24 protein-coding genes are annotated in these 23,089 nt (G+C 70.4%); 4 read left to right on the top strand and 20 right to left on the bottom strand.

The features are described from left to right. Nucleotides 1-35 precede the first annotated feature (35 nt). On the top strand, nt 36-215 hold the full coding sequence (locus tag AC3B5L_RS10240; protein WP_259955067.1) for a hypothetical protein: 180 nt from the start codon (nt 36-38) through the stop codon (nt 213-215). Between the two features lie 57 nt (nt 216-272). On the opposite strand, the gene AC3B5L_RS10245 is transcribed toward AC3B5L_RS10240, so the two are convergent. The 11 genes from AC3B5L_RS10245 to rplU form a co-directional block, all read right to left on the bottom strand. Continuing rightward, nucleotides 273-530 (bottom strand): hypothetical protein, encoded by a 258-nt coding sequence (locus AC3B5L_RS10245; RefSeq protein ID WP_231919629.1) that lies wholly within the window; start codon nt 528-530, stop codon nt 273-275. Nucleotides 531-666: 136 nt separating this feature from the next. Continuing rightward, a complete protein-coding gene (locus AC3B5L_RS10250; RefSeq protein ID WP_259955070.1) occupies nt 667-1,356 on the bottom strand; it encodes an SDR family oxidoreductase in 690 nt (229 codons plus the stop codon). A gap of 1 nt (nt 1,357) precedes the next feature. Then, nucleotides 1,358-1,738, bottom strand: coding sequence for a ribosome silencing factor (rsfS, locus tag AC3B5L_RS10255; protein ID WP_101845246.1), 381 nt, complete (start codon nt 1,736-1,738; stop codon nt 1,358-1,360). Next, the gene (locus AC3B5L_RS10260; RefSeq protein ID WP_259955071.1) at nt 1,738-2,814 is read right to left on the bottom strand and encodes a hypothetical protein; all 1,077 of its coding nucleotides are present in this window, start codon (nt 2,812-2,814) and stop codon (nt 1,738-1,740) included. Before AC3B5L_RS10260 ends, rsfS begins: the two co-directional genes overlap by 1 nt. Next, nucleotides 2,811-3,413: a nicotinate-nucleotide adenylyltransferase gene (gene nadD / locus AC3B5L_RS10265; RefSeq protein ID WP_082749995.1), complete on the bottom strand. Its 603-nt coding sequence runs from the start codon at nt 3,411-3,413 to the stop codon at nt 2,811-2,813. The genes AC3B5L_RS10260 and nadD overlap by 4 nt, the downstream gene beginning before the upstream one ends. 6 nt (nt 3,414-3,419) lie before the next feature. Further along, nucleotides 3,420-3,641 (bottom strand): hypothetical protein, encoded by a 222-nt coding sequence (locus AC3B5L_RS10270; RefSeq protein ID WP_187661697.1) that lies wholly within the window; start codon nt 3,639-3,641, stop codon nt 3,420-3,422. A 67-nt stretch (nt 3,642-3,708) separates the two neighbouring features. Then, nucleotides 3,709-4,962, bottom strand: coding sequence for a glutamate-5-semialdehyde dehydrogenase (locus AC3B5L_RS10275; RefSeq protein WP_490095728.1), 1,254 nt, complete (start codon nt 4,960-4,962; stop codon nt 3,709-3,711). 9 nt (nt 4,963-4,971) lie between these two features. Beyond that, nucleotides 4,972-5,757, bottom strand: coding sequence for a glutamate 5-kinase (proB, locus tag AC3B5L_RS10280; protein ID WP_187661699.1), 786 nt, complete (start codon nt 5,755-5,757; stop codon nt 4,972-4,974). Then, nucleotides 5,754-7,253, bottom strand: coding sequence for a GTPase ObgE (obgE, locus tag AC3B5L_RS10285; RefSeq protein ID WP_259955074.1), 1,500 nt, complete (start codon nt 7,251-7,253; stop codon nt 5,754-5,756). Before obgE ends, proB begins: the two co-directional genes overlap by 4 nt. A 99-nt stretch (nt 7,254-7,352) precedes the next feature. Continuing rightward, nucleotides 7,353-7,610 (bottom strand): 50S ribosomal protein L27, encoded by a 258-nt coding sequence (rpmA, locus tag AC3B5L_RS10290; RefSeq protein WP_025104972.1) that lies wholly within the window; start codon nt 7,608-7,610, stop codon nt 7,353-7,355. 18 nt (nt 7,611-7,628) lie between these two features. Beyond that, nucleotides 7,629-7,937 carry a 50S ribosomal protein L21 gene (rplU, locus tag AC3B5L_RS10295; protein ID WP_187661701.1) on the bottom strand — a complete coding sequence of 103 codons (309 nt, stop codon included), beginning with the start codon at nt 7,935-7,937 and terminating at the stop codon, nt 7,629-7,631. Nucleotides 7,938-8,150: 213 nt separating this feature from the next. Between rplU and AC3B5L_RS10300 the strand changes: the two genes are divergently transcribed. Next, nucleotides 8,151-8,420 (top strand): DUF4031 domain-containing protein, encoded by a 270-nt coding sequence (locus AC3B5L_RS10300; RefSeq protein WP_187661702.1) that lies wholly within the window; start codon nt 8,151-8,153, stop codon nt 8,418-8,420. On the opposite strand, the gene AC3B5L_RS10305 is transcribed toward AC3B5L_RS10300, so the two are convergent. Continuing rightward, nucleotides 8,382-10,949 (bottom strand): Rne/Rng family ribonuclease, encoded by a 2,568-nt coding sequence (locus tag AC3B5L_RS10305; protein WP_490095729.1) that lies wholly within the window; start codon nt 10,947-10,949, stop codon nt 8,382-8,384. The two genes, AC3B5L_RS10300 and AC3B5L_RS10305, sit on opposite strands and share 39 nt — an antisense overlap. A 281-nt stretch (nt 10,950-11,230) precedes the next feature. Between AC3B5L_RS10305 and AC3B5L_RS10310 the strand changes: the two genes are divergently transcribed. Continuing rightward, nucleotides 11,231-11,842 carry a vitamin K epoxide reductase family protein gene (locus AC3B5L_RS10310; protein WP_187661704.1) on the top strand — a complete coding sequence of 204 codons (612 nt, stop codon included), beginning with the start codon at nt 11,231-11,233 and terminating at the stop codon, nt 11,840-11,842. A 67-nt stretch (nt 11,843-11,909) separates the two neighbouring features. Here the strand turns inward: AC3B5L_RS10310 and ndk are convergent, their stop codons facing one another. The 5 genes from ndk to AC3B5L_RS10335 form a co-directional block, all read right to left on the bottom strand. After that, on the bottom strand, nt 11,910-12,326 hold the full coding sequence (gene ndk / locus AC3B5L_RS10315; RefSeq protein WP_071329548.1) for a nucleoside-diphosphate kinase: 417 nt from the start codon (nt 12,324-12,326) through the stop codon (nt 11,910-11,912). Between the two features lies 1 nt (nt 12,327). Continuing rightward, nucleotides 12,328-12,744, bottom strand: coding sequence for a DUF4233 domain-containing protein (locus tag AC3B5L_RS10320; protein ID WP_232089036.1), 417 nt, complete (start codon nt 12,742-12,744; stop codon nt 12,328-12,330). After that, nucleotides 12,741-14,093, bottom strand: a complete 1,353-nt coding sequence (locus AC3B5L_RS10325; protein WP_259954587.1) for a bifunctional folylpolyglutamate synthase/dihydrofolate synthase — start codon at nt 14,091-14,093, stop codon at nt 12,741-12,743. The genes AC3B5L_RS10320 and AC3B5L_RS10325 overlap by 4 nt, the downstream gene beginning before the upstream one ends. Continuing rightward, nucleotides 14,090-17,584 carry an isoleucine--tRNA ligase gene (ileS, locus tag AC3B5L_RS10330; protein WP_259954586.1) on the bottom strand — a complete coding sequence of 1,165 codons (3,495 nt, stop codon included), beginning with the start codon at nt 17,582-17,584 and terminating at the stop codon, nt 14,090-14,092. Before ileS ends, AC3B5L_RS10325 begins: the two co-directional genes overlap by 4 nt. Before the next feature lie 312 nt (nt 17,585-17,896). Beyond that, nucleotides 17,897-18,748, bottom strand: a complete 852-nt coding sequence (locus AC3B5L_RS10335; protein WP_259954585.1) for an endonuclease domain-containing protein — start codon at nt 18,746-18,748, stop codon at nt 17,897-17,899. Between the two features lie 409 nt (nt 18,749-19,157). Between AC3B5L_RS10335 and AC3B5L_RS10340 the strand changes: the two genes are divergently transcribed. After that, nucleotides 19,158-19,799 carry a pentapeptide repeat-containing protein gene (locus AC3B5L_RS10340; RefSeq protein ID WP_259954584.1) on the top strand — a complete coding sequence of 214 codons (642 nt, stop codon included), beginning with the start codon at nt 19,158-19,160 and terminating at the stop codon, nt 19,797-19,799. Here AC3B5L_RS10340 and AC3B5L_RS10345 read toward each other — a convergent pair. From AC3B5L_RS10345 to AC3B5L_RS10355, 3 genes are read right to left on the bottom strand one after another with little or no spacing between them, the layout of a single operon-like run. Beyond that, nucleotides 19,789-21,297 (bottom strand): ATP-binding cassette domain-containing protein, encoded by a 1,509-nt coding sequence (locus tag AC3B5L_RS10345; protein ID WP_490095730.1) that lies wholly within the window; start codon nt 21,295-21,297, stop codon nt 19,789-19,791. The two genes, AC3B5L_RS10340 and AC3B5L_RS10345, sit on opposite strands and share 11 nt — an antisense overlap. After that, on the bottom strand, nt 21,294-22,106 hold the full coding sequence (locus AC3B5L_RS10350) for an ABC transporter permease (RefSeq protein WP_187661710.1): 813 nt from the start codon (nt 22,104-22,106) through the stop codon (nt 21,294-21,296). The genes AC3B5L_RS10345 and AC3B5L_RS10350 overlap by 4 nt, the downstream gene beginning before the upstream one ends. After that, nucleotides 22,103-23,047 (bottom strand): ABC transporter permease, encoded by a 945-nt coding sequence (locus tag AC3B5L_RS10355; RefSeq protein ID WP_187661711.1) that lies wholly within the window; start codon nt 23,045-23,047, stop codon nt 22,103-22,105. Before AC3B5L_RS10355 ends, AC3B5L_RS10350 begins: the two co-directional genes overlap by 4 nt. Nucleotides 23,048-23,089 lie beyond the last annotated feature (42 nt).

Genomic DNA, 23,089 nt, shown 5'->3' on the forward strand with positions numbered 1-23,089 from the left:
GCGTAGACAGAGGGCATCCGACGAAAGGAGACGACATGTCCAACACGACTCCCCCGATCCCGCCCCTCCCGCCGATCGCGGACGGGGATGGGGACGCCGAAGAGCTCCCCACGCGTGAAGTCGACGGCGAAGAGGTGCTCGACGAGGATGCGGACGACGCCCAGATCGACAGCGCAGAGGCCGACCGCGCCGCTGTCATCAGCGACGACGACTGACCGGGACAGGAGAAAGGGCACCCCTCCTCGCGGAGGGGTGCCCTTTCTCGTGCGGGTTCAGGTGGCCAGCAGGGGCGGGCGAGACGGGATCGCGATGGGGCGCGTGGCTCGGCTCGCGCCTTGCATCCGCTCGACCTCCTCCAGTACCTCGAACGCGGTGCCATAACGGATGGCGAGCGGAAGATCACGCAGCCACGTCACCTCGACCTCGGTGTCCGCGAGCTCGTACACGCAGGCGACGACATGGCGCGGATCGTTCTGGGGATAGCGCAGGTCGTTGATCACCCACTCCGACGGCGTGATGCGGTGAAGCACGAAACGGGGATCAGGAACTTCTGACATCAGTCGGCCCTCCAGGACTCTCTGATGACGAGCCTCCGATACCCCGCCGGGGAAGGGAAGGGCCTTGACACCCTCGTGATGAGGTGCAGGAGAATGGTCAGATCGGCGTTCAGCCCTGAGGCCGCACCGTGAGATCCGTGAGGTGCGCATCCCGCGGGAGATCGAGAGCGGCGAGGATCGTCGTCGCCACGGCGTCCGGCGTGATGAACCGCGCGGCGTCGTACTCCTGCCCTTCCTGCCGGTGCACGCGCTCCTGCATCGGCGTCGCGGTGCGTCCCGGATAGACCGAGGTCACGCGCACACCGTGCTCGGCCTCCTCCTGCCGAAGCGCATCCGCGAGGGCCCGCAGACCGTGCTTCGAGGCCGCGTAGGCCGACCACCCCGGGCTCGCCCGCAGCCCGGCTCCGGAGTTCACGAACACGACGTGCCCGCGCGAGACGCGCAGGACGGGGAGCAGGAGCCGGGTGAGCTCCGCCGGGGCGACGAGGTTGACCGCGAGCTGCTGTTCCCAGAGCGCCGGGGTGAGGTCCCCCACCGATCCGAGGTCCACGACCCCTGCCGCGTGCACCAGGGAATCGATGCGATCGGGAAGGCTCTGCTTCGACAGGGCCCACGAGAGGCGGCCGGGCTGCGCGAGGTCACCGACCAGCGTCGAGACCCCGGGGAGGTCGTCGGCGATCTGCCTGGCCCGTCCCGCATCGCGCGCGAGCACCACGACGTCGTCGCCGCGCTCCACGAGTCGCCGCGCGAGGACGGCGCCGATGCCGGAGCCCGCACCGGTCAGCAGGTGCGTGGCCATGTCAGCGGTTGTCGGCCGAGGTCTCGGCGACCTCGAGGGGGATCACCGGGCAGTCCTTCCACAGGCGCTCCAGGCCGTAGTAGACCCGTTCCTCCTGGTGGAAGACGTGGACGATGAGGTCGCCGAAGTCCAGCAGCACCCACCGCGCCTCGGCGCGCCCCTCCCGGCGCACGCGCTTGTGTCCGGACTCGACGAGACGGTCCTCGATCTCATCGGCGATGGCGGCGACGTTCCGCTCACTGTTACCGGTCACGAGCAGGAAGATGTCCACGAGCGGCAGCGGCTCGGAGACGTTCAGCGCGACGAGGTCCTCACCACCCTTGGCCACGGCGGCTTCGGCGGCGATGCGCAGCATCTCTTCGGCGGTTTCGGGTGATTGCATCAGAAGACGTTTCCTGTGAAGGCGATGACCAGGGCAGTGCCCAGGCCCAGCGCGAGGGCGCCCGCGACGATGGCGGCGATCAGCATGAGCCGGTTGCCCTTCTCAGGGGCCGGCGGACGGATCACCTCGCCGGCGGGCTTGATGGTGCTGACCGCGGAGCTCGCGGCGATGGGGGTGGGCGAGGACGCCGGAGGGAGCTCACCGTCGATGAGCACCGCGTCGACCTCCTTGCCGTCCGTAGTGCCGTGGGCGTGGCCCTGCGAGCCGAGGCCCTTCGGCAGCTCGTACGACCCCGTGACGAGGATCTCTCCGGTGGAGGCGACCGGCCCGGAGAGGGAGCCCTCGCCGGGAGACGGCGTGAAGATCAGCGCATTGGGCGCCGAGTGCTGGGTGCCGCCGGAGTCGTTCGACGTGAGCAGCTCATCGAAGGAGGGGCGGAAAGGCGCCGGCTCGGCAGGAGTCTCCTCCTGCAGCACGCCCTGCCCGAACGTCGGGCTCACGGTCGGGCGCTCAGCCTCGTCGACGTCGCGCTCGTCGAGATCGCCGTCGGCGTCCTCGTCGAGGAGGTCCTCGCCACCGGGGCCGTCCTGCTCGGAGACGCCGAGCACGGCGGAGATGTCCTCGGGCTCGGACTCCGGCGCCTCGACGGGCTCTTCGACGAGCGGCACGTCTCCGACCGTGTCGGCGACGTCGGCCGCGCGGACGGGCTCCGCAGCGACCTCGTCGTCGACGACGTCGTCGTCGTCGGACCCATCGGGCTGTGCCAGCACAGCCTCATCGGTCGTGTCGTCCGCCTCCGCGCCGACGGCCGGGACCGCGGCGGTCTTGATCTTCTCCTGCTCGCGTGCCTGACGCCGCGTCAGCGGCGCGGCGTCAGGATCGACGGACGTGTCAGCGACAGGCGCCGAGGGAAGGACGACGGGCTCGGCGGCACGAGGCAGCGGCGGTGCGGGCGTCGCGGCCTCCGCCGCGGCGGCGCTCGCCTGCTCCTCGCTGATGATCGGGGTGGATCCCGTCAACCGGATCTCCCGCAGCTGCTTCCGCGTCAGCGGACCTCGCTGATCCGATGTGCTCATGCCTTGCTCCGATACAGATGATGCTTCGCGATGTACTGGACGACCCCGTCGGGGACGAGGTACCAGACCGGTTGATCGTCACGGACGCGGTCACGACAGTCCGTCGACGAGATCGACAGCGCCGGCACCTCGAGCTGGCTGACGTCGTCGCTCGGGAGGCCGTCGATGCTCAGAACGTGTCCTGGGCGGGAGACCGCGACGAAGTGGGCCAGTTCCCACAGTTCATCATGGTCTCTCCAACTGAGAATTTGCGCCACGGCGTCCGCGCCGCTGATGAAGAACAGCTCGGCGTCCGGCCGCTGTTCCTTGAGATCGCGGAGGGTGTCGATCGTGTACGTCGGTCCCGCGCGGTCGATGTCCACCCGACTCACCGTGAACTGCGGATTGGACGCCGTCGCGATCACGGTCATCAGATAGCGGTGCTCGCTGGGCGTGACGTCGGCCTTCTGCCACGGACGACCCGTCGGGACGAACACCACCTCGTCGAGATCGAACGAGTGCGCGACCTCGCTGGCGGCGACCAGGTGGCCGTGGTGGATCGGATCGAAGGTTCCGCCCATCACGCCGATGCGCGGTGCGCGCGTGGTCGCGGTGCTCATGAGGGCCTAGTGGCCGTGTCCCGCCTCGTGGTCCTTGCCGTGCTTCGCCGCCCAGGCTTCTGCCTTGGCGGAGTGGCGGTTCGCGACGTTCTTGTACGACAGCGTCACGAAGCCGAGAGCGGCGAACACGATCGCGGCGATGACTCCGAAGATCAGGGTCTCGAGAGCCACGTTGCCGTGGTGCTCGGTCTCTGCGGCGGCCATCGCGATCTGTGCGACGAGGTTCATCCTGACTCCGTTCGTGGCGTGCTGTCTCGGGGGTCCTGTAGGGATACAGCGTCCCCCAGTCTAGCCCTCAGCCGCGCGTCTGACCCGCCCCACGCGCGAGCCACTTCGTACTGGTCAGCTCGGAGAGCCCCATCGGACCGCGCGTGTGCAGCTTCTGCGTCGAGATCCCGACCTCGGCACCGAAGCCGAACTCGGCCCCGTCGGTGAACCGAGTGGACGCGTTCGCCATCACCACCGCCGAATCCACCTCGGCCAGGAACCGCTCCGCGCTGCGGGAATCGGTGGTGACGATGGATTCCGTGTGCCCCGTGCTGTAGCGACGGATGTGGTCGAGCGCGTCGTCGAGGCTGTCGACGACCTTCATCGCGACGTCCAGGCTCAGGTACTCCGTCGCCCAGTCCTCCTCCGTGGCCGGGATGATGTTCGCCACGAGCCCGGCGACCACGTCGTCGCCGTGGATCGCCACCCCCTCGCTCATGAGGGCGCTCGCGACGAGCGGGATCAGGCGCGGCGCCGCCTGCCGGTGGACGAGAATCGTCTCGACCGCATTGCACACGCTGGGGCGCTGCACCTTGGCGTTCACGACGATGTCGCAGGCCCAGTCGTCGGGGGCGCTCTCGTCGAGCAGGATGTGCACGTTCCCGGCGCCCGTCTCGATGACGGGCACGGTCGACTCGGTCACCACCGTCTCGATGAGCCCGGCGCTGCCGCGCGGGACGAGCACGTCGATGAAGCCGCGGCCGTGCATGAGCGCCTTCGCCCCGTCGCGCCCGAAGTCGTCCACGGTCTGGATCGCCTCGGGCGTCACCCCGGCGTCGCCGAGGGCAGAACGCATGACGTCGACGAGCACGGTGTTGGAATGGAGCGCCGCGCTGCCTCCCCGCAGGACGACCGCATTCCCCGAACGCAGCGCGAGGGCGGCGATGTCGACCGTGACGTTGGGACGCGCCTCGTAGATCGCCCCGACCACCCCGAAGGGGACGCGCACCTGCTCCAGAGCCACGCCGTTCGGCATGCGGTGTCCGCCGACCACGCGACCCACCGGATCGGGCAGGGCCGCCACGTCGCGGACGGCCGCGGCGAGGGCGGAGACCCGCTTCTCGTCGAGGCGGAGGCGGTCGACGAGGGACTCGCCGATGCCGTCGTCCCGACCGCGCGCGACGTCATGCTGATTGGCCTCGATGATGCGGGCGGCGTTCTCCTCGAGGGCGACGGCGATGGCGTCGAGCGCCCGTGCCTTGTCGTCGCTCGTGAGGGCGGCGGTCGTCCGCGAGGCCTCCTTGGCCCGCTCCAGGCGCGTCTGAGGGGTGAGGTCGGTCATCCGCCCAGTCTAGGAGGTGGCGGGCTCGAACCAGGTCCCGATGTCGGCGCCTGCAAGGGCCTGCGCCACGAGGTCGGCGCTGGTGACCAGCACCCCGATGCCCGAGGCCGCCGCGAGTCGGGCAGCGGAGACCTTCGTGGCCGCTCCCCCGGTGCCGACGCTGTTGACCACGGTCGCACCGAACTCCAGCCCGGAGAGGTCCGCATCGGGGGCGACGACGTCGATGGGTTCGGCGCCGGGATCGCTCGGAGGCCGCGTGTAGAGGGACTCGATGTCGCTGAGCAGGACGAGGGCGTCCGCCTCGATGAGCTGGGCCACGAGGGCGCCGAGCCGGTCGTTGTCGCCGAAGCGGATCTCCTGTGTCGCGACCGTGTCGTTCTCGTTCACGATCGGCAGCGTGCGCAACCCCAGGAGACGCTCCATGGCCCGCCGCGCGTTCGAGCGCGACGTCGGGTTCTCGAGGTCTCCGGTCGTGAGCAGCACCTGACCGGCGACGATGTCGAAGGGGCGCAGAGCCTCCTGGTACCGGTAGACGAGGATGTTCTGGCCGACCGCGGCCGCGGCCTGCTGCGTGGCGAGATCGGTGGGCCGCGCATCCAGACGGAGGAACGGGATGCCGGAGGCGATCGCTCCCGACGACACGAGCACGACCTCGGCCCCGCGGGCGTGCGCCGCCGCCAGCGCCTCGACGATCACCGGGATGCGCCAGGACGACTCGCCGCTGATGGACGACGAGCCCACCTTCACGACGATCCGCGTCGCCGTCGCGAGATCGGCGCGCGTGCGTGCGGTCACGCCTCGTCCTCGCGGTACGTGGCGAGGCGCTCCGCCTCCAACTCCGCGCGCGCCTGCGCCTTGGCGTCCATGCGCTCGTAGTACTTCTCGCGACGCTCGGACGTGGTCCGGCGGGCGTTCGGAGCCAGACGCGGGTCGGTGCCGCGGGGCGCCGACATGAGCTCGGCGGCGGAGCTCATCGTGGGCTCCCAGTCGAAGACGATGCTGTCGCCCTCGCCGATGACGACGGTCGAACCCTGGACGGCGCCAAGGCGGAAGAGCTCGTCCTCGACGCCCAGCTTCTCCAGACGGTCGGCGAGGTAGCCCACGGCCTCCTCGTTCTGGAAGTCGGTCTGCTGCACCCAGCGCACCGGCTTCTCACCGAGGATGCGGTAGACGTTGCCGTACGTGCCGCCCTCGACGCGGATCGTGAACGGCTTCACGGCGCCCTTCGGGCGGATGACGACGCGCTCGCGCGGGGCCTCGACCGCGGTCTCCATGCGGTGCTTCTCGACGAGCTCGCCGAGGGCGAGGGTGAGCGGGCGCAGCCCCTCGTGCGAAACCGTGGAGATCTCGAAGACCCGGAATCCGCGGGCCTCCAGATCAGGACGCACGAGATCGGCCAGGTCACGGGCCTCCGGCACGTCGACCTTGTTCAGCGCCACGAACTGCGGGCGCTCCAGCAGGGGCGTCTGCCCCTCCGGCACCTCGTACGCGGCGAGCTCGGCGAGGATGACCTCGAGGTCGGAGATCGGGTCGCGGTTCGGCTCCAGCGTCGCGCAGTCGAGCACGTGCAGCAGCGCGGAGCAGCGCTCCACGTGCCGCAGGAACTCGAGTCCGAGGCCGCGGCCCTCGCTCGCGCCCTCGATGAGGCCCGGCACGTCGGCGACGGTGTAGCGGAAGTCCTCCACCTGGACGACGCCGAGGTTCGGGTGCAGCGTCGTGAACGGGTAGTCGGCGATCTTCGGCCGCGCGGCCGAGATCGCGCCGATGAGGCTCGACTTCCCGGCGGACGGGTAGCCGACGAGCGCCACGTCCGCGACCGTCTTGAGCTCGAGGACGACATCGCCCTCGAAGCCGGGGGTGCCGAGCAGGGCGAAGCCGGGAGCCTTGCGCTTCGGAGTCGCCAGGGCCGCATTGCCCAGGCCGCCCTGGCCGCCCGCCGCCACGACGAAGCGCTCACCGGGCTCGATCATGTCGATCAGGACGTCGCCGCTCGGGCTCTTGACCACGGTGCCGACCGGGACGGGCAGCTCCAGTGTCTCGCCGTCGAAACCGGAGCGGTGGTCCCCCATGCCCGGTCCGCCGTTGCCAGAGGACCGGTGCGGCGAGTGGTGGTAGGACAGCAGCGTGCCGGTCTGCGTGTCGGCGACGAGCACGATGTCGCCGCCGTCGCCGCCGTTGCCGCCGTCGGGGCCACCGAGGGGCTTGAACTTCTCGCGGTGCACCGAGACGCAGCCGTTGCCGCCCTTGCCTGCACGCAGGTGCAGTGTGACGGTGTCGACGAACGTGACCATGTGCGAGTCCTTCGGTGTGCTCGGGGTGCCTGACGGCAGATACGCGGACGGGGCGAGCCGAAGCCCGCCCCGAACCGGATGTTTAGCGTGGTGCTGTGATCACTCAGCAGCGGCGACGATGTTGACGACCTTGCGGCCGCCCTTCGCGCCGAACTCGACCGCACCGGCGGCCAGAGCGAACAGCGTGTCGTCGCCCCCACGGCCGACGTTGGCGCCGGGGTGGAAGTGCGTGCCGCGCTGGCGGACGATGATCTCGCCGGCGAGGACCTGCTGACCGCCGAAGCGCTTCACGCCGAGGCGCTGTGCGTTGGAGTCACGACCGTTACGGGTGGAGCTTGCGCCCTTTTTGTGTGCCATGTCCTGGTCTCCTCGGTCTTACTTGATGCCGGTGATCTTGACGCGCGTGAGCTCCTGGCGGTGGCCCTGACGCTTCTTGTAGCCGGTCTTGTTCTTGTACTTCTGGATGACGATCTTCGGGCCGCGGAGGTTGCCGACGACCTCAGCCGTGACGGTGACCTTCGCCAGCGCGTCGGCGTCGGTGGTCACCGTGGAGCCATCGACGAGCAGCACGGCGGGCAGCTGGATCTCGTCGCCCTGGGCAGCCTGAACACGGTCGAGCTGAACGATGGTGCCGACCTCGACCTTCTCCTGCCGGCCACCGGCGCGCACTACTGCGTAAACCACTTCATACCTGTTTCGTTGGGGAGCACGCGGCTCCGAGAATCTCACGGGAAGACTGTTGCTTGCATGCGTCGCTGGTACGACGGGCGCGAATGCAAGACTCTCCGCTTCGGCCGTCGAGGACGACGCGGCATGCGCACCAAGGGACTACTTTACCGGATGCCGGCTGACCTCGCAAAGTGAGCCGGGTGACGGGGCCGGTCGTAGGCTGACGGAGTGACCGTACTCGTCGACGACCCCCGCTGGCCCGCCCATGGACGCCTGTGGGCGCACCTGGTCAGCGACGACAACCTCGACGAGCTGCACGCCTTCGCGCGCGCACACGGGATCCCCGCCCGGGCCTTCGACCTCGACCACTACGACGTCCCCGAGGACGCCGTCCCCCGGCTCATCGCCGGCGGTGCGCAGCACGTCCCCGGCAAGGAGCTGGTCCGGCGCCTGATCTCCTCAGGCCTCCGGGTCCGCGGACGCGACCGGCGGCACTGACGCCTCCGAGTTCACCGACACCGGCGTGCCGGAGAGGGCGGCGGTGGTGACCCGGCGCCGTCCACGACCCTGGCCGGGCGCCTTGGGCTCCGGAAGCGCATCCAGCACCGAGTCGAGCAGCTCCTCGGTGGGCGTCTTCGGCCCCTTCCGGTCACCGCGCTTCTTCCGGGCCTTCTTCGGGCGCTCGGAGGCGGGGACGGGCGCGGACTCGGCCGGCGGTGCCTCCGCGGCCGGTTCGCCGGACGGCACGATCGTGGAGGCGGCGATCTGCGCGAGGGCCGACTTCGCCCCCTCGGTGATGCTGTGGGTCACCGGCGGCGCGGCAGGTGCGGAGTTGTTGTTGCCACCGCCGTTGCCGTTGTTGTTGCCGCCGTTCCCGCGCTGACGGCGTCCGCCGTTGCCGTTACCGCCGTTGTTGCCGTTGTTGCTGCCGTTCGCACGGTGCTTCACGACCGGGTCGTGGTGCACGATCACGCCGCGACCGGCACACACCTCGCACGCCTCACTGAAGGTCTCCAGCAGCCCGAGACCGAGCTTCTTGCGTGTCATCTGCACGAGACCGAGCGAGGTGACCTCGGCCACCTGGTGCTTCGTGCGGTCGCGGCTCAGGCACTCGATGAGTCGGCGCAGCACGAGGTCGCGGTTGGACTCCAGCACCATGTCGATGAAGTCGACCACGATGATGCCGCCGATGTCGCGCAGACGCAGCTGGCGGACGATCTCCTCGGCGGCCTCGAGGTTGTTCTTCGTGACCGTCTCCTCGAGGTTGCCGCCGGAGCCGACGAACTTGCCGGTGTTGACGTCGACGACCGTCATGGCCTCGGTGCGGTCGATCACGAGCGAACCGCCGGAGGGCAGCCAGACCTTGCGGTCCAGTGCCTTCTCGATCTGCTCCGTGATGCGGAACGCGTCGAACGGATCGACGTCGTCCTCGTACGCCTCGACACGCTCGAGCAGGTCGGGGGCGACGCTCTCCAGGTACGCCCGGATGGTGCGCTGCGACTCCTCGCCCTGGATGAGCATCTTCGTGAAGTCCTCGTTGAAGACGTCACGGACGATCTTCACGAGCAGATCGGGCTCGGCGTGCAGGAGCGCCGGAGCCTGCTGGCTCTCGACCTGCTTCTGGATGTGCTCCCACTGGGAGGTGAGGCGCTGCACGTCGCGGGTCAGCTGATCCTCGGTCGCCCCCTCCGCGGCCGTTCGCACGATCACGCCGGACGACTCGGGCAGCACCTCCTTGAGGATGCGCTTGAGGCGGGCGCGCTCGTTGTCGGGCAGCTTGCGGCTGATGCCGTTCATGGAACCGCCGGGCACGTACACCAGGTAGCGGCCGGGCAGCGAGATCTGGCTCGTGAGGCGGGCACCCTTGTGACCCACCGGGTCCTTCGTGACCTGGACGAGCACGCGATCGCCCGGCTTCAGAGCGAGCTCGATGCGGCGGGGCTGGTTGCCGGTCTCGACGCCGTCCCAGTCCACCTCGCCCGAGTAGAGCACGGCGTTCCGGCCGCGGCCGATGTCGACGAACGCGGCCTCCATGCTGGGAAGCACGTTCTGCACGCGACCGAGGTAGACGTTGCCGATCAGCGAGGCGTCCTGGTTGCGGGCGACGTAGTGCTCCACGAGCACGCCGTCCTCCAGCACACCGATCTGCGTGCGGCCGTTCTTGGAGCGCACGACCATCTTGCGGTCGACCGACTCGCGGCGCGCGAGGAACTCGGCCTCGGTCACGACCGGACGACGACGGCCGGCGTCACGTCCGTCACGACGGCGCTGCTTCTTGGCCTCGAGGCGCGTCGAGCCCTTGATGGCCTTCGGCTCGGTGATGTACTCGACGACCCGCTGACGCTGCCGCGGCTCTTCCCGCTGCTCGTCGCCCTCGGATCCGCCGCGGCGCCGACGACCGCGGCGACCGGCACCGGGCTCGTCCTGGTCGCGCTCCGGCGCACGGTCGTCACGACCGGGGCGCGCGGGCAGCGGAACGACCTCCGGCGCGTAGAAGTGCAGCTGCGTCGACACCTGCGACACGAACACCTCGGGCAGCAGACCGAGCGACACGGCGGTGACGGCCGCGGGCTTCTCGGGCTCGGCGGGGGTCTTGTCCGCAGGCGCCGCCTCAGCGGAAGCCACGTCCGCGGGGCCTTCGTCCGCGGGAGTTTCCTCGGCGGGAGCCTCCTCCGCGGCAGCCTCCTCGGCAGGGGCCGGCTCAACGGGTCCCTGCTCCGCAGGGGCCTCCTCGACTTGAGCCGCCGCGTCGATCGCGTCTGCGGCGGCCTCGTCTGCGGCAGCGGCGTCCTCGACAGCGGCCGCAGCCGCATCGTCCGCCGCCGCAGCGGCGTCATCGGCCGCCGCGTTCTCGGCAGCGCGGTCGTCCGCCGCGGCCTCCGCCGCCGCGTCGTCCGCGTCCTCCTGATCCCGCGAGGTGTCCTCCGACTCCTCCGCGGCGAGAGCGGTGGGCGCCGTCAGCGGCTCCGCGGCGTCAGCCGGGGCGTCGAGGGCGGGGGCGTTGTTGTCATTGTTCTCATCGGCCATCTCTGGCGTGCTCCCTGGCACGGTCCACTGCGTGTCCCGTGAAATCTCATGCGGCACCCGCGGGTGCCGCGAACTCAATCGGCCTGCGACCGGCTCATGGCTCTGGTCGCGTGGGGCATGGGCCCCGAAGTCTGCTCGACGCGTGTCGCGGCAACGCCGTTCATCGCATCACAGGTCATTATCGCACCACATCGGTCCGATCGCGGCATCTCTCGGTCCCCGACCGTTTTCTCCGGGCGGTTCTCGCCCTTTCCATAGCCGTCGCTGGGATAATCCTGAGCATGAGCGAGCAGCGCACCCGCCCCGTCGTCTATGCCGTGTGGTTGATCATCGCGAGCGTCATCGGCTGGTACGCCGCCTTCCAGCTCACCGTGGAGAAGTTCGCACTGCTGGAGCACCCGAAGGAAGCGCTCGGCTGCGATCTCAGTCCCTTCATCCAGTGCAGCACCAACCTGCAGTCGTGGCAGGGATCGGTGTTCGGATTCCCGAACCCGATCATCGGCCTCACCGGCTGGATGGCGCCGCTCGTCGTCGGCGTCGCGATCCTCGCCGGGGCGCGATTCCCCCGGTGGTTCTGGGCGGCGTTCGGAGTGGGCATCACCTTCGCGTTCGGCCTCGTGTGCTGGCTGATCGCCCAGAGCCTCTACGACCTCTTCGTGCTGTGCCCCTGGTGCATGGTGACCTGGGCGGTGACGATCCCCACCTTCTTCGCGACCATGGTCCACCTCGCCCGCAACGGCACCTTCACGGGCAACGCGAAGGTCCGCGCCACGGCGGACAAGCTCATGCCGTGGGTGCCGCTGGCGACCGTGATCGCGTACGCGCTGATCATCTTCCTGGCGCAGCTGCAGGGCCTCGACTTCCTCGGCGAGATGGCGAAGATCCTCTTCTGAGCGCCTCTCCTCGAACGACGAAGCCCGTCCGCCATTCCGGCGGACGGGCTTCGTCGTGAAGATGGGGTCAGTCGAACCAGATGCCCAGCTCTCGGGCCGCCGACTCGGGGCTGTCCGAGCCGTGCACGAGGTTCTGCTGCACCTTGAGGCCCCAGTCGCGACCGAAGTCGCCGCGGATGGTGCCGGGGGCGGCGGTCGTGGGGTCGGTCGTGCCGGCGAGGGAGCGGAACCCTTCGATGACACGGTTGCCCGCGAGGCGGATCGCCACGGAGGGACCGGACATCATGAACTCGAGAAGGGGCTCGTAGAACGGCTTGCCCTCGTGCTCCGCATAGTGAGCGGCGAGGAGGTCGCGGTCGGGCTCGACGAGGCGGATGTCGACGAGCGCGTAGCCCTTCGCCTCGATGCGGGCGAGGATCGTGCCGGTGAGGCCGCGGGCGACACCGTCCGGCTTGACGAGGACGAGGGTTTCTTCGGTGGCCATGTCATTCACTCTCTGTGTCTGCGTTCTGCGCGGTCGGAGCCCCGCTCGGGCGTCGTGCGTCCAGGCGGGCCCCCATGATGGTCGCATACGCCCACATCCCGCCGAAAATCAGGACGACGAGGAGCACGGCGGGGACCGCGATGGCCGAGAGGGCCACGACGATCTGGACGATCCAGCCGGCGGCGATCGCCCACGGCTTCGTGATCATGCCGGCGATGACGACGCAGGCCACCGCGACGACGGCACCACCCACGATCCCCCACCACTGCTCGATGCCCGCCGGAAGAGCCTTCAAGCCGAAGATGGTGAGCCCGACGAGGAAGACGACGATCGCCTCGAAGCCGAGCACCACCGGGGCGAGCTTCTGCACGAGGGTGCGCGGCGCGCGCGGTCGACGCGGTGCGGCGGAGGCACTCACGCGCGCCACCCCGACTTCCAGTCCTCCTCCTCGGAGAGCGCGATCGCCTCGCCCGCGAGCACGACGGAGCCGGCGATGACCACGGCCCGACGATCCGACGAGGCCGCCCACTCCCGCGCCGCGTCCGCGGCATCCGCGAGCGACGGGTGCACGGTGGCGCGCTGTCCGGCCTGTTCGACGAGGTCGGCGATGAGGTCGGCATCGCTGGCGCGGTCGGACTCCGGCGCGGTCGCGAACACGTGGGCGGCGGCGGGCGCGAGACGCGCGACGATGCCTGCGGCGTCCTTGTCCGCGAGGACGCCGAGCACGAGTCCCCACTCGTCGAAGTCGAAGCTGTCCTCCAGCGCCTGGGCGAGCGCTGCGGCGCCGTGCGGATTGTGCGCGGCGTCGACGATGACGGTGGGGGCGATGCCGAGGAGCTGCAGACGGCCGGGAGACGTGCTGCCCTGCAGGCCGTCCGAGATCACTCCGCCCGCGATGGCCTGGCCGGCCCCGCCGATCAGCGACTCGACGGCGGCGACGGCGAGGGCCGCGTTGTGACCCTGGTGCGCGCCGTACAGCGGCAGGTACTCCTCCTCGTACTGCCCGGCGAGGCCGCGGATGGTGAGGAGCTGACCGCCGACGGCGAGCTTCTGCTCGGAGAGCCCGAAGTCCTCGCCCTCGAAGGCGATGGTGGCGTGACGCTCCGCGGCCACGCGACGCAGGACCTCGGCGGCTTCAGCCGGCTGCTGGGCGGAGACGACGGCAGCGCCTTCCTTGATGATGCCGGCCTTGACCTGGGCGATCTCCGCGATCGTGCTTCCCAGGCGGTCCGCGTGGTCGATGTCGATCGGAGCGAACACCGCCACGTCGCCGTCCGCGGTGTTCGTGGAGTCCCACTCCCCTCCCATGCCGACCTCGAGCACGAGCACGTCGACGGGGGCATCGGCGACGGCGACGAAGGCGAGGACCGTGAGCAGCTCGAAGAACGTCAGCGGGGCCTCCCCCGCCGCCTCGAGCTCGGCGTCGACGATCCCCACGAACGGCTCGATCTCGTCCCAGGCGTCGGCCACGGCCTCGTCGGCGATCGGCTCACCATCGATCATGATGCGCTCGGTGAAGCGCTCCAGGTGCGGGCTCGTGAACAGGCCAGTGCGCAGGTCATGGGCACGCAGCAGGCTCTCGATCATGCGCGCGGTCGACGTCTTGCCGTTGGTGCCGGTGATGTGGATAACGCGGTAGGTGCGCTGCGGGTCGTCGAGGTACTCGAGGATGCGGGCCGTGCGCTCCTTGCGCGGCTGCACCCAGCGTTCCCCGGCACGGCTCAGCAGCGTCTCATAGACGGCGTCGGCCCGGTCTCTCGCACTCATGCGCCCACCTTCTCCAGGTTCGTGTCGATCGTGACGAGGAGCGGTGCCTTCCCGGCCCCGAGGGCCTTCGCCCCGCTCCGATGCACGCCGTCTCCGGGGCTCGTGACCTCGTCGACGAGCCGGTCGAGGTCATCGGTCGGCTGCACGGCGAAGGCCACGGCAAGCGTCTCGGCGGCGATGAGGTCGGCGTGGGTCTCCAGCGCCGCCGCCTCCGCGGGGGCGGCGTTGAGCGCCAGCACGATCCGGTCGCTGACGTCGAGGCCCGCGTTCTTGCGCGCCTCCTGCACGACGCGGATGGCGTCGCGGGCGATGCCCTCGGCCTCCAGCTCCGGCGTCGTGTCGGTGTCGAGCAGGACGAACCCGCCGGACGGGACGATGGCCAGGGCCTCCCCCTCGGGGCGACCCGTGGTCTCCAGCACGAGATCGTACTCCGCGGGCTCCAGCGCGATGCCGCCGGCGGTGACGACGCCGTCGGTCTCGGACCAGTCACCCGAGCGCGCGGCCTGGATGGCCTTCTGCACGTCCTTGCCGAGGCGCGGACCCGCCGCGCGGGCGTTCACGCTCAGCCGGTGGCTGATGCCGTACTCCCCTGCCGCCTCGTCGGTCAGCGGGACGAGCTCGACGGTCTTGACGTTGAGCTCCTCGCGGAGGATGTCCTCGAACTGGCCGAGGTCGGCCGCGAGCGGAGAGACCACCGTGAGCCGTGCGAGCGGCAGGCGCACGCGCAGCTTCTCCTTCTTGCGCAGCGCGTTGCCGACGCTCGACAGCTCACGGACGGCATCCATGGCGTCGCGGATCTCGTCGGCCGCCGGGAACTGCTCCGGATCCGGCCAGTCCTGCAGATGCACGCTGCGCCCGCCGGTGAGGCCCTGCCACACGCGCTCGCTGATGAGCGGGACGAGCGGCGCGGCCACGCGGCACAGCGTCTCCAGCACGGTGTAGAGCGTGTCGAAGGCCTCGCGGCTCTTCGGGTCGTCCGTCACACCTACCCAGAACCGGTCGCGCGAACGACGGATGTACCAGTTCGTCAGCACCTCGGCGAAGTCCCGGAGTCGCGCGGACGCGGTGGTCGAGTCCAGACCCTCCAGGTCGGCGCGGACCTCGCGGACGAGATCGCCCAGTCGCGCGAGGATGTACCGGTCGAGGACGTCGGTCGAGTCGGTGCGCCACGACGCCTCGTACCCGCCTCCCTGGGTTGCCGAGCCTGCTCCTCCCTGGGGTGCTGAGCCTGCTCCTCCCTGGGGTGCTGAGCCTGCTCCTCCCTGGGGTGCTGAGCCTGTCGAAGCATTCGCATACGTCGCGAAGAAGTACCACGAGTTCCACAGCGGCAGCAGGAACTCCCGCACGCCGGAACGGATGCCCTCCTCGGTGACGATGAGGTTCCCGCCGCGGAGCACCGCGCTGGACATGAGGAACCAGCGCATGGCGTCGGACCCGTCGCGGTCCAGCACCTCGGACACATCCGGGTAGTTCCGCAGCGACTTCGACATCTTGTAGCCGTCGCTGCCGAGCACGATGCCGTGGCAGCTGACGCCCGTGAACGCCGGGCGGTTGAACAGCGCCGTCGAGAGCACGTGCATGACGTAGAACCAGCCGCGGGTCTGACCGATGTACTCGACGATGAAGTCCGCCGGCGAGTGCGAGTCGAACCACTCCTGGTTCTCGAACGGATAGTGCACCTGGGCGTACGGCATCGAGCCGGAGTCGAACCACACGTCGAAGACGTCGCCGATGCGCCGCATCGTGCTCTTGCCCGTGGGGTCGTCGGGGTTCGGCCTCGTCAGGTCGTCGATGTACGGGCGGTGCAGGTCCACCTCACCCTCGGGGTTGCGCGGCAGCGTGCCGAAGTCGCGCTCCAGCTCCTCCAGCGAGCCGTAGGCGTCGACGCGCGGGTACTCCGGATCATCGCTCTTCCAGATCGGGATGGGCGAGCCCCAGTAGCGGTTGCGGCTGATCGACCAGTCGCGGGCACCCTCGAGCCACTTGCCGAACTGCCCCTCCTTCACGTTCTCCGGCACCCAGGTGATCTGCTCGTTGTTCGCGAGGAGGTCGTCCTTGATGTCGGTGACCCGGATGAACCAGCTCGACACCGCCTTGTAGATCAGGGGGTTCCGGCAGCGCCAGCAGTGCGGGTAGGAGTGCTCGTAGCTCTGCAGCCGGACCAGGCGGCCGTTGTCGCGGATGATGCGCACGAGCGGCGTGTTCGCGTCCATCCACAGCTCGCCAGCGACATCGGTGACGTTCGGGAGGAAGCGCCCGCCGTCGTCGAGGGACAGGATCGTCGGGATGCCGGCCGCGCCGGCGACGCGCTGGTCGTCCTCACCATAGGCGGGTGCCTGGTGGACGATGCCGGTGCCGTCGGTCGTGGTGACGTAGTCGTCGACGAGGATGCGCCAGGCGTTCCCGGTGCCATAGGTCTCCTCGTCCGCGTAGTAGTCGAACAGGCGGTCGTAGGTGATGTCCGCCAGCTCCGCACCGCGCAACGTGGCGTCGACCGCGGCGAACGCGTCCTCCGGGCTCTCGTAGCCGAGATCCTTGGCATAGCCGCCGAGCAGGTCCTTCGCGAGCAGGTAGCGGTGCGCGGAGGCCTCGACCGCGAGCTGGTCTGCCGACGGAGCGGCACGGCCCTGGTGCACGTCGGAGGCGCCGGCGGGACCGGCGGGCAGCACGACGTACTCGATGTCCGGGCCCACGGCGAGCGCGAGGTTGGTCGGCAGGGTCCACGGGGTCGTCGTCCAGGCGAGGGCGCGCACGCCGGTGAGGCCCAGCGCCTCGGCCTTCGCGCCGGTGAGCGGGAAGGTGACGGTGACCGACGGGTCCTGTCGCATCTGGTAGACGTCGTCGTCCATGCGCAGCTCGTGGGCGGACAGCGGCGTCTCATCGCGCCAGCAGTACGGGAGGACGCGGTAGCCCTCGTAGGCGAGCCCCTTGTCGTACAGGGTCTTGAAGGCCCAGAGCACGCTCTCCATGTAGCCGAGGTCGAGCGTCTTGTATCCGCGCTCGAAGTCCACCCACCGGGCCTGGCGGGTGACGTAGTCCTCCCACTCCCGCGTGTACTTCAGGACCGAGGAGCGCGCCTTCTCGTTGAAGACGTCGATCCCCATCTCCTCGATCTCGCTCTTCTCGGTGATCCCGAGCTGCTTCATCGCCTCGAGCTCGGCCGGGAGCCCGTGGGTGTCCCACCCGAAGACGCGGTCGACCTTGTGCCCGATCATGGTCTGGAAGCGCGGGAACACGTCTTTCGCGTAGCCCGTGAGCAGGTGGCCGTAGTGCGGCAGGCCGTTCGCGAAGGGAGGGCCGTCGTAGAACACCCACTCGGGGGCACCCTCGCGCTGCTCGATGGAGGCGCGGAAGGTGTCGTCGGTCTTCCAGAAGTCGAGCACCTCCTCCTCGATCTGCGGGAAGCGGGGGCTCGGCGCCACAGACCCCTGGGTACCTGAGCTGGTCGAAGGGTCGGCAGCGGGGCCGAAGGAGGAGCGCGGGTAGGTCATTGTCTCTCGCAGTGGTCGTCGTGGCGGATGCTGCTGCGAGGACGATCCTCGCGGACCGCGGTACCACCTCGCGTGCCCCTGCATCCCTTCGACAAGCTCAGAGACCCACGGACCACTCTCACTGCGGCTGTGACGGGCCTGCCCCGCTCGGTTCTACTGAGTCCGTCGCCGGACCGTTCTTCCGAGAGCTCCCCGGTGATGGCCGGATCGATGCTCGTGTGCCCATTGTACGCGTGCTCCTCCCCCCGCGGATTCTCTTCGACGTCGCATGGACCGGAGCCAACCCTGCGACCAGGGGCGGAATCTGCGACATCACGCCGTGCGGGCACGATGCAGTCCCTGGGCGACGGCGCGCATGATGAGGTCCTGCACCGCGGGCCACTCGTCCATCACCTGGTGATAGCCGAGACGGATGACGTGGAAGCCGCGCAGCTTCAGCTCCGCATCGTGAGCGTTGTCCTGGTCGCGCTGGGCTCCGACATGGGTGCCACCGTCGATCTGCAGCACGAGCCGCTCCCCGATCAGGGCGTCCACCCGATGCCCGGCGATCCACGTCTGGAAGCGCAGCGGCAGACGGAGCCAGCGCAGTCGCACGCGCAGGTAGGTCTCGAGTCCCGCATCCGCGAACGGCAACGCCTCGGCCAGGAGCCGCCGCCCGCGCGGTCCCCAGCGGAGGCGGAGCAGCCTCTCTCGATCGACGAGTCCCTTGTTCAATGCCGACTCCCAGGTCGCGAGCGCCTGTTCGTACGGCTCGCACGTGGACACCAGGCTCAGCACGTTCTCGATCGGGTCCTCCAGGGCATCAGGATGTCGTGGGACCAGGGGCCGAGCCCAGTGCACGCGCGCCTCCGGTGGCTTCCCGCCCCTGCTGCCCGGGCTGGCGGCCAGGTGAAGGCGCGGTCTCTCGTCGTGCACCCAGATCCCGAGGCGCCGCGCCTGCGTCACGCACGTCATCAGAACACCGTGCTGCGCCGCGGTCACCCGAAGCGGATCCGCATCGGGCAGCGCCACCCACCCGACCCGCACCCGGTGGATGATCCGCTCCGCCACCGCCGTCTCGAGGTCGTACCGGCTGACCCCGCGTTCCCGGAGCCGCTCGACCCTCGCGACTCCGTCGACCTCGCGCATCGCCTGCAGCAGCCGCGCCCGCCTCATCCCGTTCATGCCCCTGATACTGCTTCCGTCCCCCTCCCTCGTTCCCTGCCTCGGCCAGCTCCTCCCATGCCCTGTGCACAACTCCCCCACTCCCCCTCCTGTGCAGCCCGAGTCCCTCTCCTCCCCGCCGCCGCCCGACGTCGCAGATTCGCGCCCATGTCGGACGTTCCCGCGGAGAACCTGCGACACAGCGCAGATCAGCGAGCTCCTACAGGGCGAGTCCCAGAGCCCCGGAGCTGGGGTGGGCCGGGGTGAGCCGGGGTGGGCCGGGGTGAGGTCGGGGTGAGGTCGCAGATCGGGACTCCCGTCACAGGGGCTGCGAGGGAGAGTGCGAGGCAGCGAGGATCTGCGACCTCGCACCGGAGCGGGAGCACGGAGCAGGAGCGGGGGTGTCGGAGGGAGGACATAGCCTCGGAGGATGCCGAAGTCCCCGAGTGCACCCCGAGTGTCCGCGCCCGACCTGCCACCGGTGCTGGAGCCGCGCGTGGCCGCCCGCCGCGCCGATCTCCTCGCCGCCGCGCTCGAGCTGACCGGCACCGTCGATCTCTCCTACGCCACGCTCGAGCAGTGCGCGGTGCAGGCGGACGCCGACAGCGTCGACCTCACCGGGGCGACGCTCCTCGACGTCGACCTCCCCGACCCGCGTATCGCGTCGCTCCGGATGCGGAACGCGAGCATCCGTCGGCTCCGGATCACGGGCGGCCGCATCGGGACCCTCGATCTCAGCGACGCCCGCGTGGCGGAGCTCGAACTGCGGGACGTGCGCATCGACTATCTCAACCTGGGTGCCGCCCGCGCCGAGGACGTCGATGTCGTGGGATGCGCCGTCCGCACGATCGACATCCCGCAGTCGGAACTCACGCGCGTCCGGTTCCAGGCCACGCGCAGCGACGAGGTCGACCCCCGGGGCCTGCGCGCGAAAGACCTCGATCTCCGCGGCCTCGATGCGCTCTCCTACCTCGACGTCCAGAGCCTCCGCGGCGCGACCCTCTCGTCCCTGCAGGTGCAGCAGCTCGCGCCGGTGATGGCAGCGGGACTCGGGATCGTCGTCACGGACTGACGGGGCCGCTCGCGGCGAGCAGCTCCTTGGTGAACGGATGCTGCGGGGCGGCGAACACCTCAGCCGTGCGCCCCTGCTCCACGATCCGGCCGTCCTGCATGACCAGGACGTCGTCCGCGACCGCGCCGACGACATCGAGGTCGTGCGAGACGAAGACCATCGTCAGCCGCCGTTCCTCCTGCACCCGTGCGAGGAGCCGGAGCACCCGCTCCCGCACCGACGGGTCGAGGGCGGAGACGGGCTCGTCCAGCACCAGCACGTCCGGGTCGGCGGCCAGCGCTCGGGCCAGAGCCGCCCGCTGCCGCTGCCCGCCCGACAGCGCCGCCGGTCGTCGTCCCGCCAGACTCTCCTCGAGCCCGACCTCGGCGAGCAGCGCACGCACCCGTGATCGACGCGCGCCGCGCGGCACGCCTCCCGCCTCCAGCGCCTCCTCCAGCGACCGCCCGACCGTCCACCGCGGGTCGAACGCCCCGAGCGGGTTCTGATGCACGAGCTGCACCCGCGGCGCCCCGGCCCAGCGCAGCTCTCCGGAGGTCGGCGTCTCGACGCCCACCATCATCCGTGCGAGGGTCGTCTTGCCCGACCCGGACTCGCCGACGATGCCCAGCGTGCGGCCGGTGGGCACCGTGAACGACGCGCCGACGACGGCCGGCACCCCGCCGAACGCCTTGGACACTCCCTCCGCGACGAGCATGACCCCAGGGGACGCCGTGCGCTCCTCCCGCGGCTCGTGCATCGTCGCCGCGATGAGCTGCTGCGTGTAGGGGTGCTGCGGGGCAGCGAGCACCTCCGTGACCGGCCCGGATTCCACGATCCGGCCGTCCTTCATCACGAGCACCCGGTCCGCCACCCGCCGCACGGCGGCGAAATCGTGACTGATGAAGACCACGGCGGTGCCGTCGTCGACGATCTCCCGCAGGAGCACGAGGATGCGGGCCTGCACCGTCGCATCCAGGGCCGTGGTGGGCTCATCCGCGACGAGCACGGCGGGGTTCCCGGCCAGCGCCGAGGCGATGAGTGCGCGCTGCCGCAACCCTCCGGAGAGCTCCTGCGGACGCTGCCGTGCACGGCGGTCGGGGTCGGGCATCCAGACCCGCGCGAGGAGGTCCCGGACGCGCGCGGCGACGACCGCCCGGCCGCGCGCGAGGCGGTGCAGCCGCAGCGGCTCCGCGATCTCGTCCGCGATCCGCCGCAGCGGGTCCAGCGACACCAGCGCGTCCTGGGAGACGAGGCCGAACCCGGTCCCTCGTATCCGCCGCCAGCCGCGCTCGGTCAGGGCGGCGGCATCCACCCCGTCGATGCGGAGTCGGTCGACGGCGACATCGGCTGCCGGCGGAGTGAGGCCGAGCAGAGCGCGAGCCGAGAGCGACTTCCCGGCCCCCGACTCCCCCACGATCGCGACGCACTCGCCGGCCTCCACAGCGAACGACACGCCCTCCACGACGGGAGTCCCCGCGAAGGCGATCCGCAGCTCCTCGACCTCCAGCGCCGCACTCATGCGTCCCTCCCGTCCGCCCGAGCCCGGAGGATCCGTCCGATCACGGTCGCACACACCACCGTCAGTGTGATCGCGAGACCGGGGAAGACCGACACCCACCACGCCTGTCCGAGCACATTGCGACCGCCGGCGAGCATGAGGCCCCACTCCGGGGTCGGCTCGGACGGCCCGAGACCCAGGAAGCTCAGTCCGGCGGCGGCGAGGATGCTCGATCCGATGCCGATGGTCGCCAGCACGCTCAGCGATCCCAGCACTCCGGGCACGACGTGGCGTCGGAACGCCCGCAGCGGCGGCACGCCCAGGATGCGAGCGGCCTCGACGTGCTCGGCCACGCGCAGCGTCCTGGTCTGCACGCGGGCGAGCCGCACGTACACGGGCGCGGCCGCCAGGGTCACCGCGATCGCGATGTTCACCGGCCCCGGTCCCAGCACGGCCACCACGACGAGCGCCACCAGGAACTCGGGGAACGCCATGAGGACGTCGTTGATGCGCATGAGCGTGACGTCGACACCGCGCGGAGACATGCCGGCGAGCGCCCCCACGAGCAGGCCGGCGGCGAGGGCGATCGCGGTGGCGAGCAACCCGATCCCGACCGAGCGCCCCGCGCCGAACACTACGCGGGAGTACACGTCACGGCCGCTCTGGTCGGTACCGAAGAGATGCTCGGCACTCGGCGGCAGGAGCGCGGCCCGCACCTCGGTCTGCAACGGATCGTGCGTGGCGAGCAGTCCCGGCCACAGGGCGGCGACGGCGATCACGGCCAGCACGGCTGCGGCGGACCCGAGCAGGAGCCGCTGGCCCCGACTCATACGGCACCTCCGGACCGGGGCGCGGCGACGCGCGGGTCGATCAGCGGGTGCACGAGCTCCACCACCACGTTGATGACGACGAAGACGAGAGCGCTCAGCAGGATGATGCCGGTGAGGACCGGGAGATCCCGGTCGTTGATGGCGGCGAGGGTCACCCGCCCCAGGCCGGGGCGGGCGAACACGGTCTCGACGAGAACCGCGCCGCCGAGCACCGAGCCGGTGAGATAGGCCGCGAGGGTGACCGCCGACGCGGCGCCGTGCCGCACCCCGTGCCGCAGCGTGAACCAAGTCGGCCCCGCGCCACGCGCGCGGACCGTCTCCGCGAACGGCATCCGCTCCGCCTGCATCAACCCGTCGCGCAGCACCTGGCTCAGCAGCGCCGCCACCGGGAGGGCGAGCGTGATCGCCGGCAGCACGATGGTCGCCGGGTTGCGGGTGCCCGAGACGGGGAACCACCCCAGTCCGAACGCGAAGACGCTGAGCAGCAGCAGCCCGATCCAGAACACCGGCGAGGAGAGCACCACGAGCTCGACGCCGGCGGCGATGGTGCGCCCGACACGACCCCGCACGAAGAGGGCGACCGCGAGAGCGAGCACGACGGCGATCACCAGGGCGAGGGCGGACAGCTGCACGGTCGCCCCGAGCTGCCGTCCGATGACCTCCGACACCGGAAGCCGCAGCTGGTACGACTCGCCGAGGTCGCCGCGGGCGAGCTGCCCGATGAAGCCGACATACTGCTCCAACGGCGGACGGTCGAGGCCGAGGTCGGCGCGGATGCCGTCCTTGACGGCCTCACTCACCTGCGCCTGCGGGCCCAGCATCACCGAGACCGGGTCGCCGGGGATCACCCGGAAGGCCAGGAATGCGACGGTCGCGGCCCCCCACAGCACGATGACCACCGAGGCCACGAGCCCGAGGGCGCGGCCGAGCACCGCCTTCACGGTTCGATCACTCCGCCCGCTCCCTCGAAACGACGGCCGCCG

Source organism: Microbacterium sp. C-MGS6, from assembly GCF_058140415.1.

Coding starts and splice junctions, on each gene's coding strand:
- AC3B5L_RS10240 (WP_259955067.1), top strand. CDS start 36: ATGTCCAACACGACTCCCCCGATCCCGCCCCTCCCGCCGATCGCGGAC.
- AC3B5L_RS10250 (WP_259955070.1), bottom strand. CDS start 1,356: ATGGCCACGCACCTGCTGACCGGTGCGGGCTCCGGCATCGGCGCCGTC.
- rsfS (WP_101845246.1), bottom strand. CDS start 1,738: ATGCAATCACCCGAAACCGCCGAAGAGATGCTGCGCATCGCCGCCGAA.
- AC3B5L_RS10260 (WP_259955071.1), bottom strand. CDS start 2,814: ATGAGCACATCGGATCAGCGAGGTCCGCTGACGCGGAAGCAGCTGCGG.
- nadD (WP_082749995.1), bottom strand. CDS start 3,413: ATGAGCACCGCGACCACGCGCGCACCGCGCATCGGCGTGATGGGCGGA.
- AC3B5L_RS10270 (WP_187661697.1), bottom strand. CDS start 3,641: ATGAACCTCGTCGCACAGATCGCGATGGCCGCCGCAGAGACCGAGCAC.
- AC3B5L_RS10275 (WP_490095728.1), bottom strand. CDS start 4,962: ATGACCGACCTCACCCCTCAGACGCGCCTGGAGCGGGCCAAGGAGGCC.
- obgE (WP_259955074.1), bottom strand. CDS start 7,253: ATGGTCACGTTCGTCGACACCGTCACACTGCACCTGCGTGCAGGCAAG.
- rpmA (WP_025104972.1), bottom strand. CDS start 7,610: ATGGCACACAAAAAGGGCGCAAGCTCCACCCGTAACGGTCGTGACTCC.
- AC3B5L_RS10305 (WP_490095729.1), bottom strand. CDS start 10,949: ATGGCCGATGAGAACAATGACAACAACGCCCCCGCCCTCGACGCCCCG.
- AC3B5L_RS10310 (WP_187661704.1), top strand. CDS start 11,231: ATGAGCGAGCAGCGCACCCGCCCCGTCGTCTATGCCGTGTGGTTGATC.
- ndk (WP_071329548.1), bottom strand. CDS start 12,326: ATGGCCACCGAAGAAACCCTCGTCCTCGTCAAGCCGGACGGTGTCGCC.
- AC3B5L_RS10325 (WP_259954587.1), bottom strand. CDS start 14,093: ATGAGTGCGAGAGACCGGGCCGACGCCGTCTATGAGACGCTGCTGAGC.
- ileS (WP_259954586.1), bottom strand. CDS start 17,584: ATGACCTACCCGCGCTCCTCCTTCGGCCCCGCTGCCGACCCTTCGACC.
- AC3B5L_RS10335 (WP_259954585.1), bottom strand. CDS start 18,748: ATGAACGGGATGAGGCGGGCGCGGCTGCTGCAGGCGATGCGCGAGGTC.
- AC3B5L_RS10340 (WP_259954584.1), top strand. CDS start 19,158: ATGCCGAAGTCCCCGAGTGCACCCCGAGTGTCCGCGCCCGACCTGCCA.
- AC3B5L_RS10345 (WP_490095730.1), bottom strand. CDS start 21,297: ATGAGTGCGGCGCTGGAGGTCGAGGAGCTGCGGATCGCCTTCGCGGGG.
- AC3B5L_RS10350 (WP_187661710.1), bottom strand. CDS start 22,106: ATGAGTCGGGGCCAGCGGCTCCTGCTCGGGTCCGCCGCAGCCGTGCTG.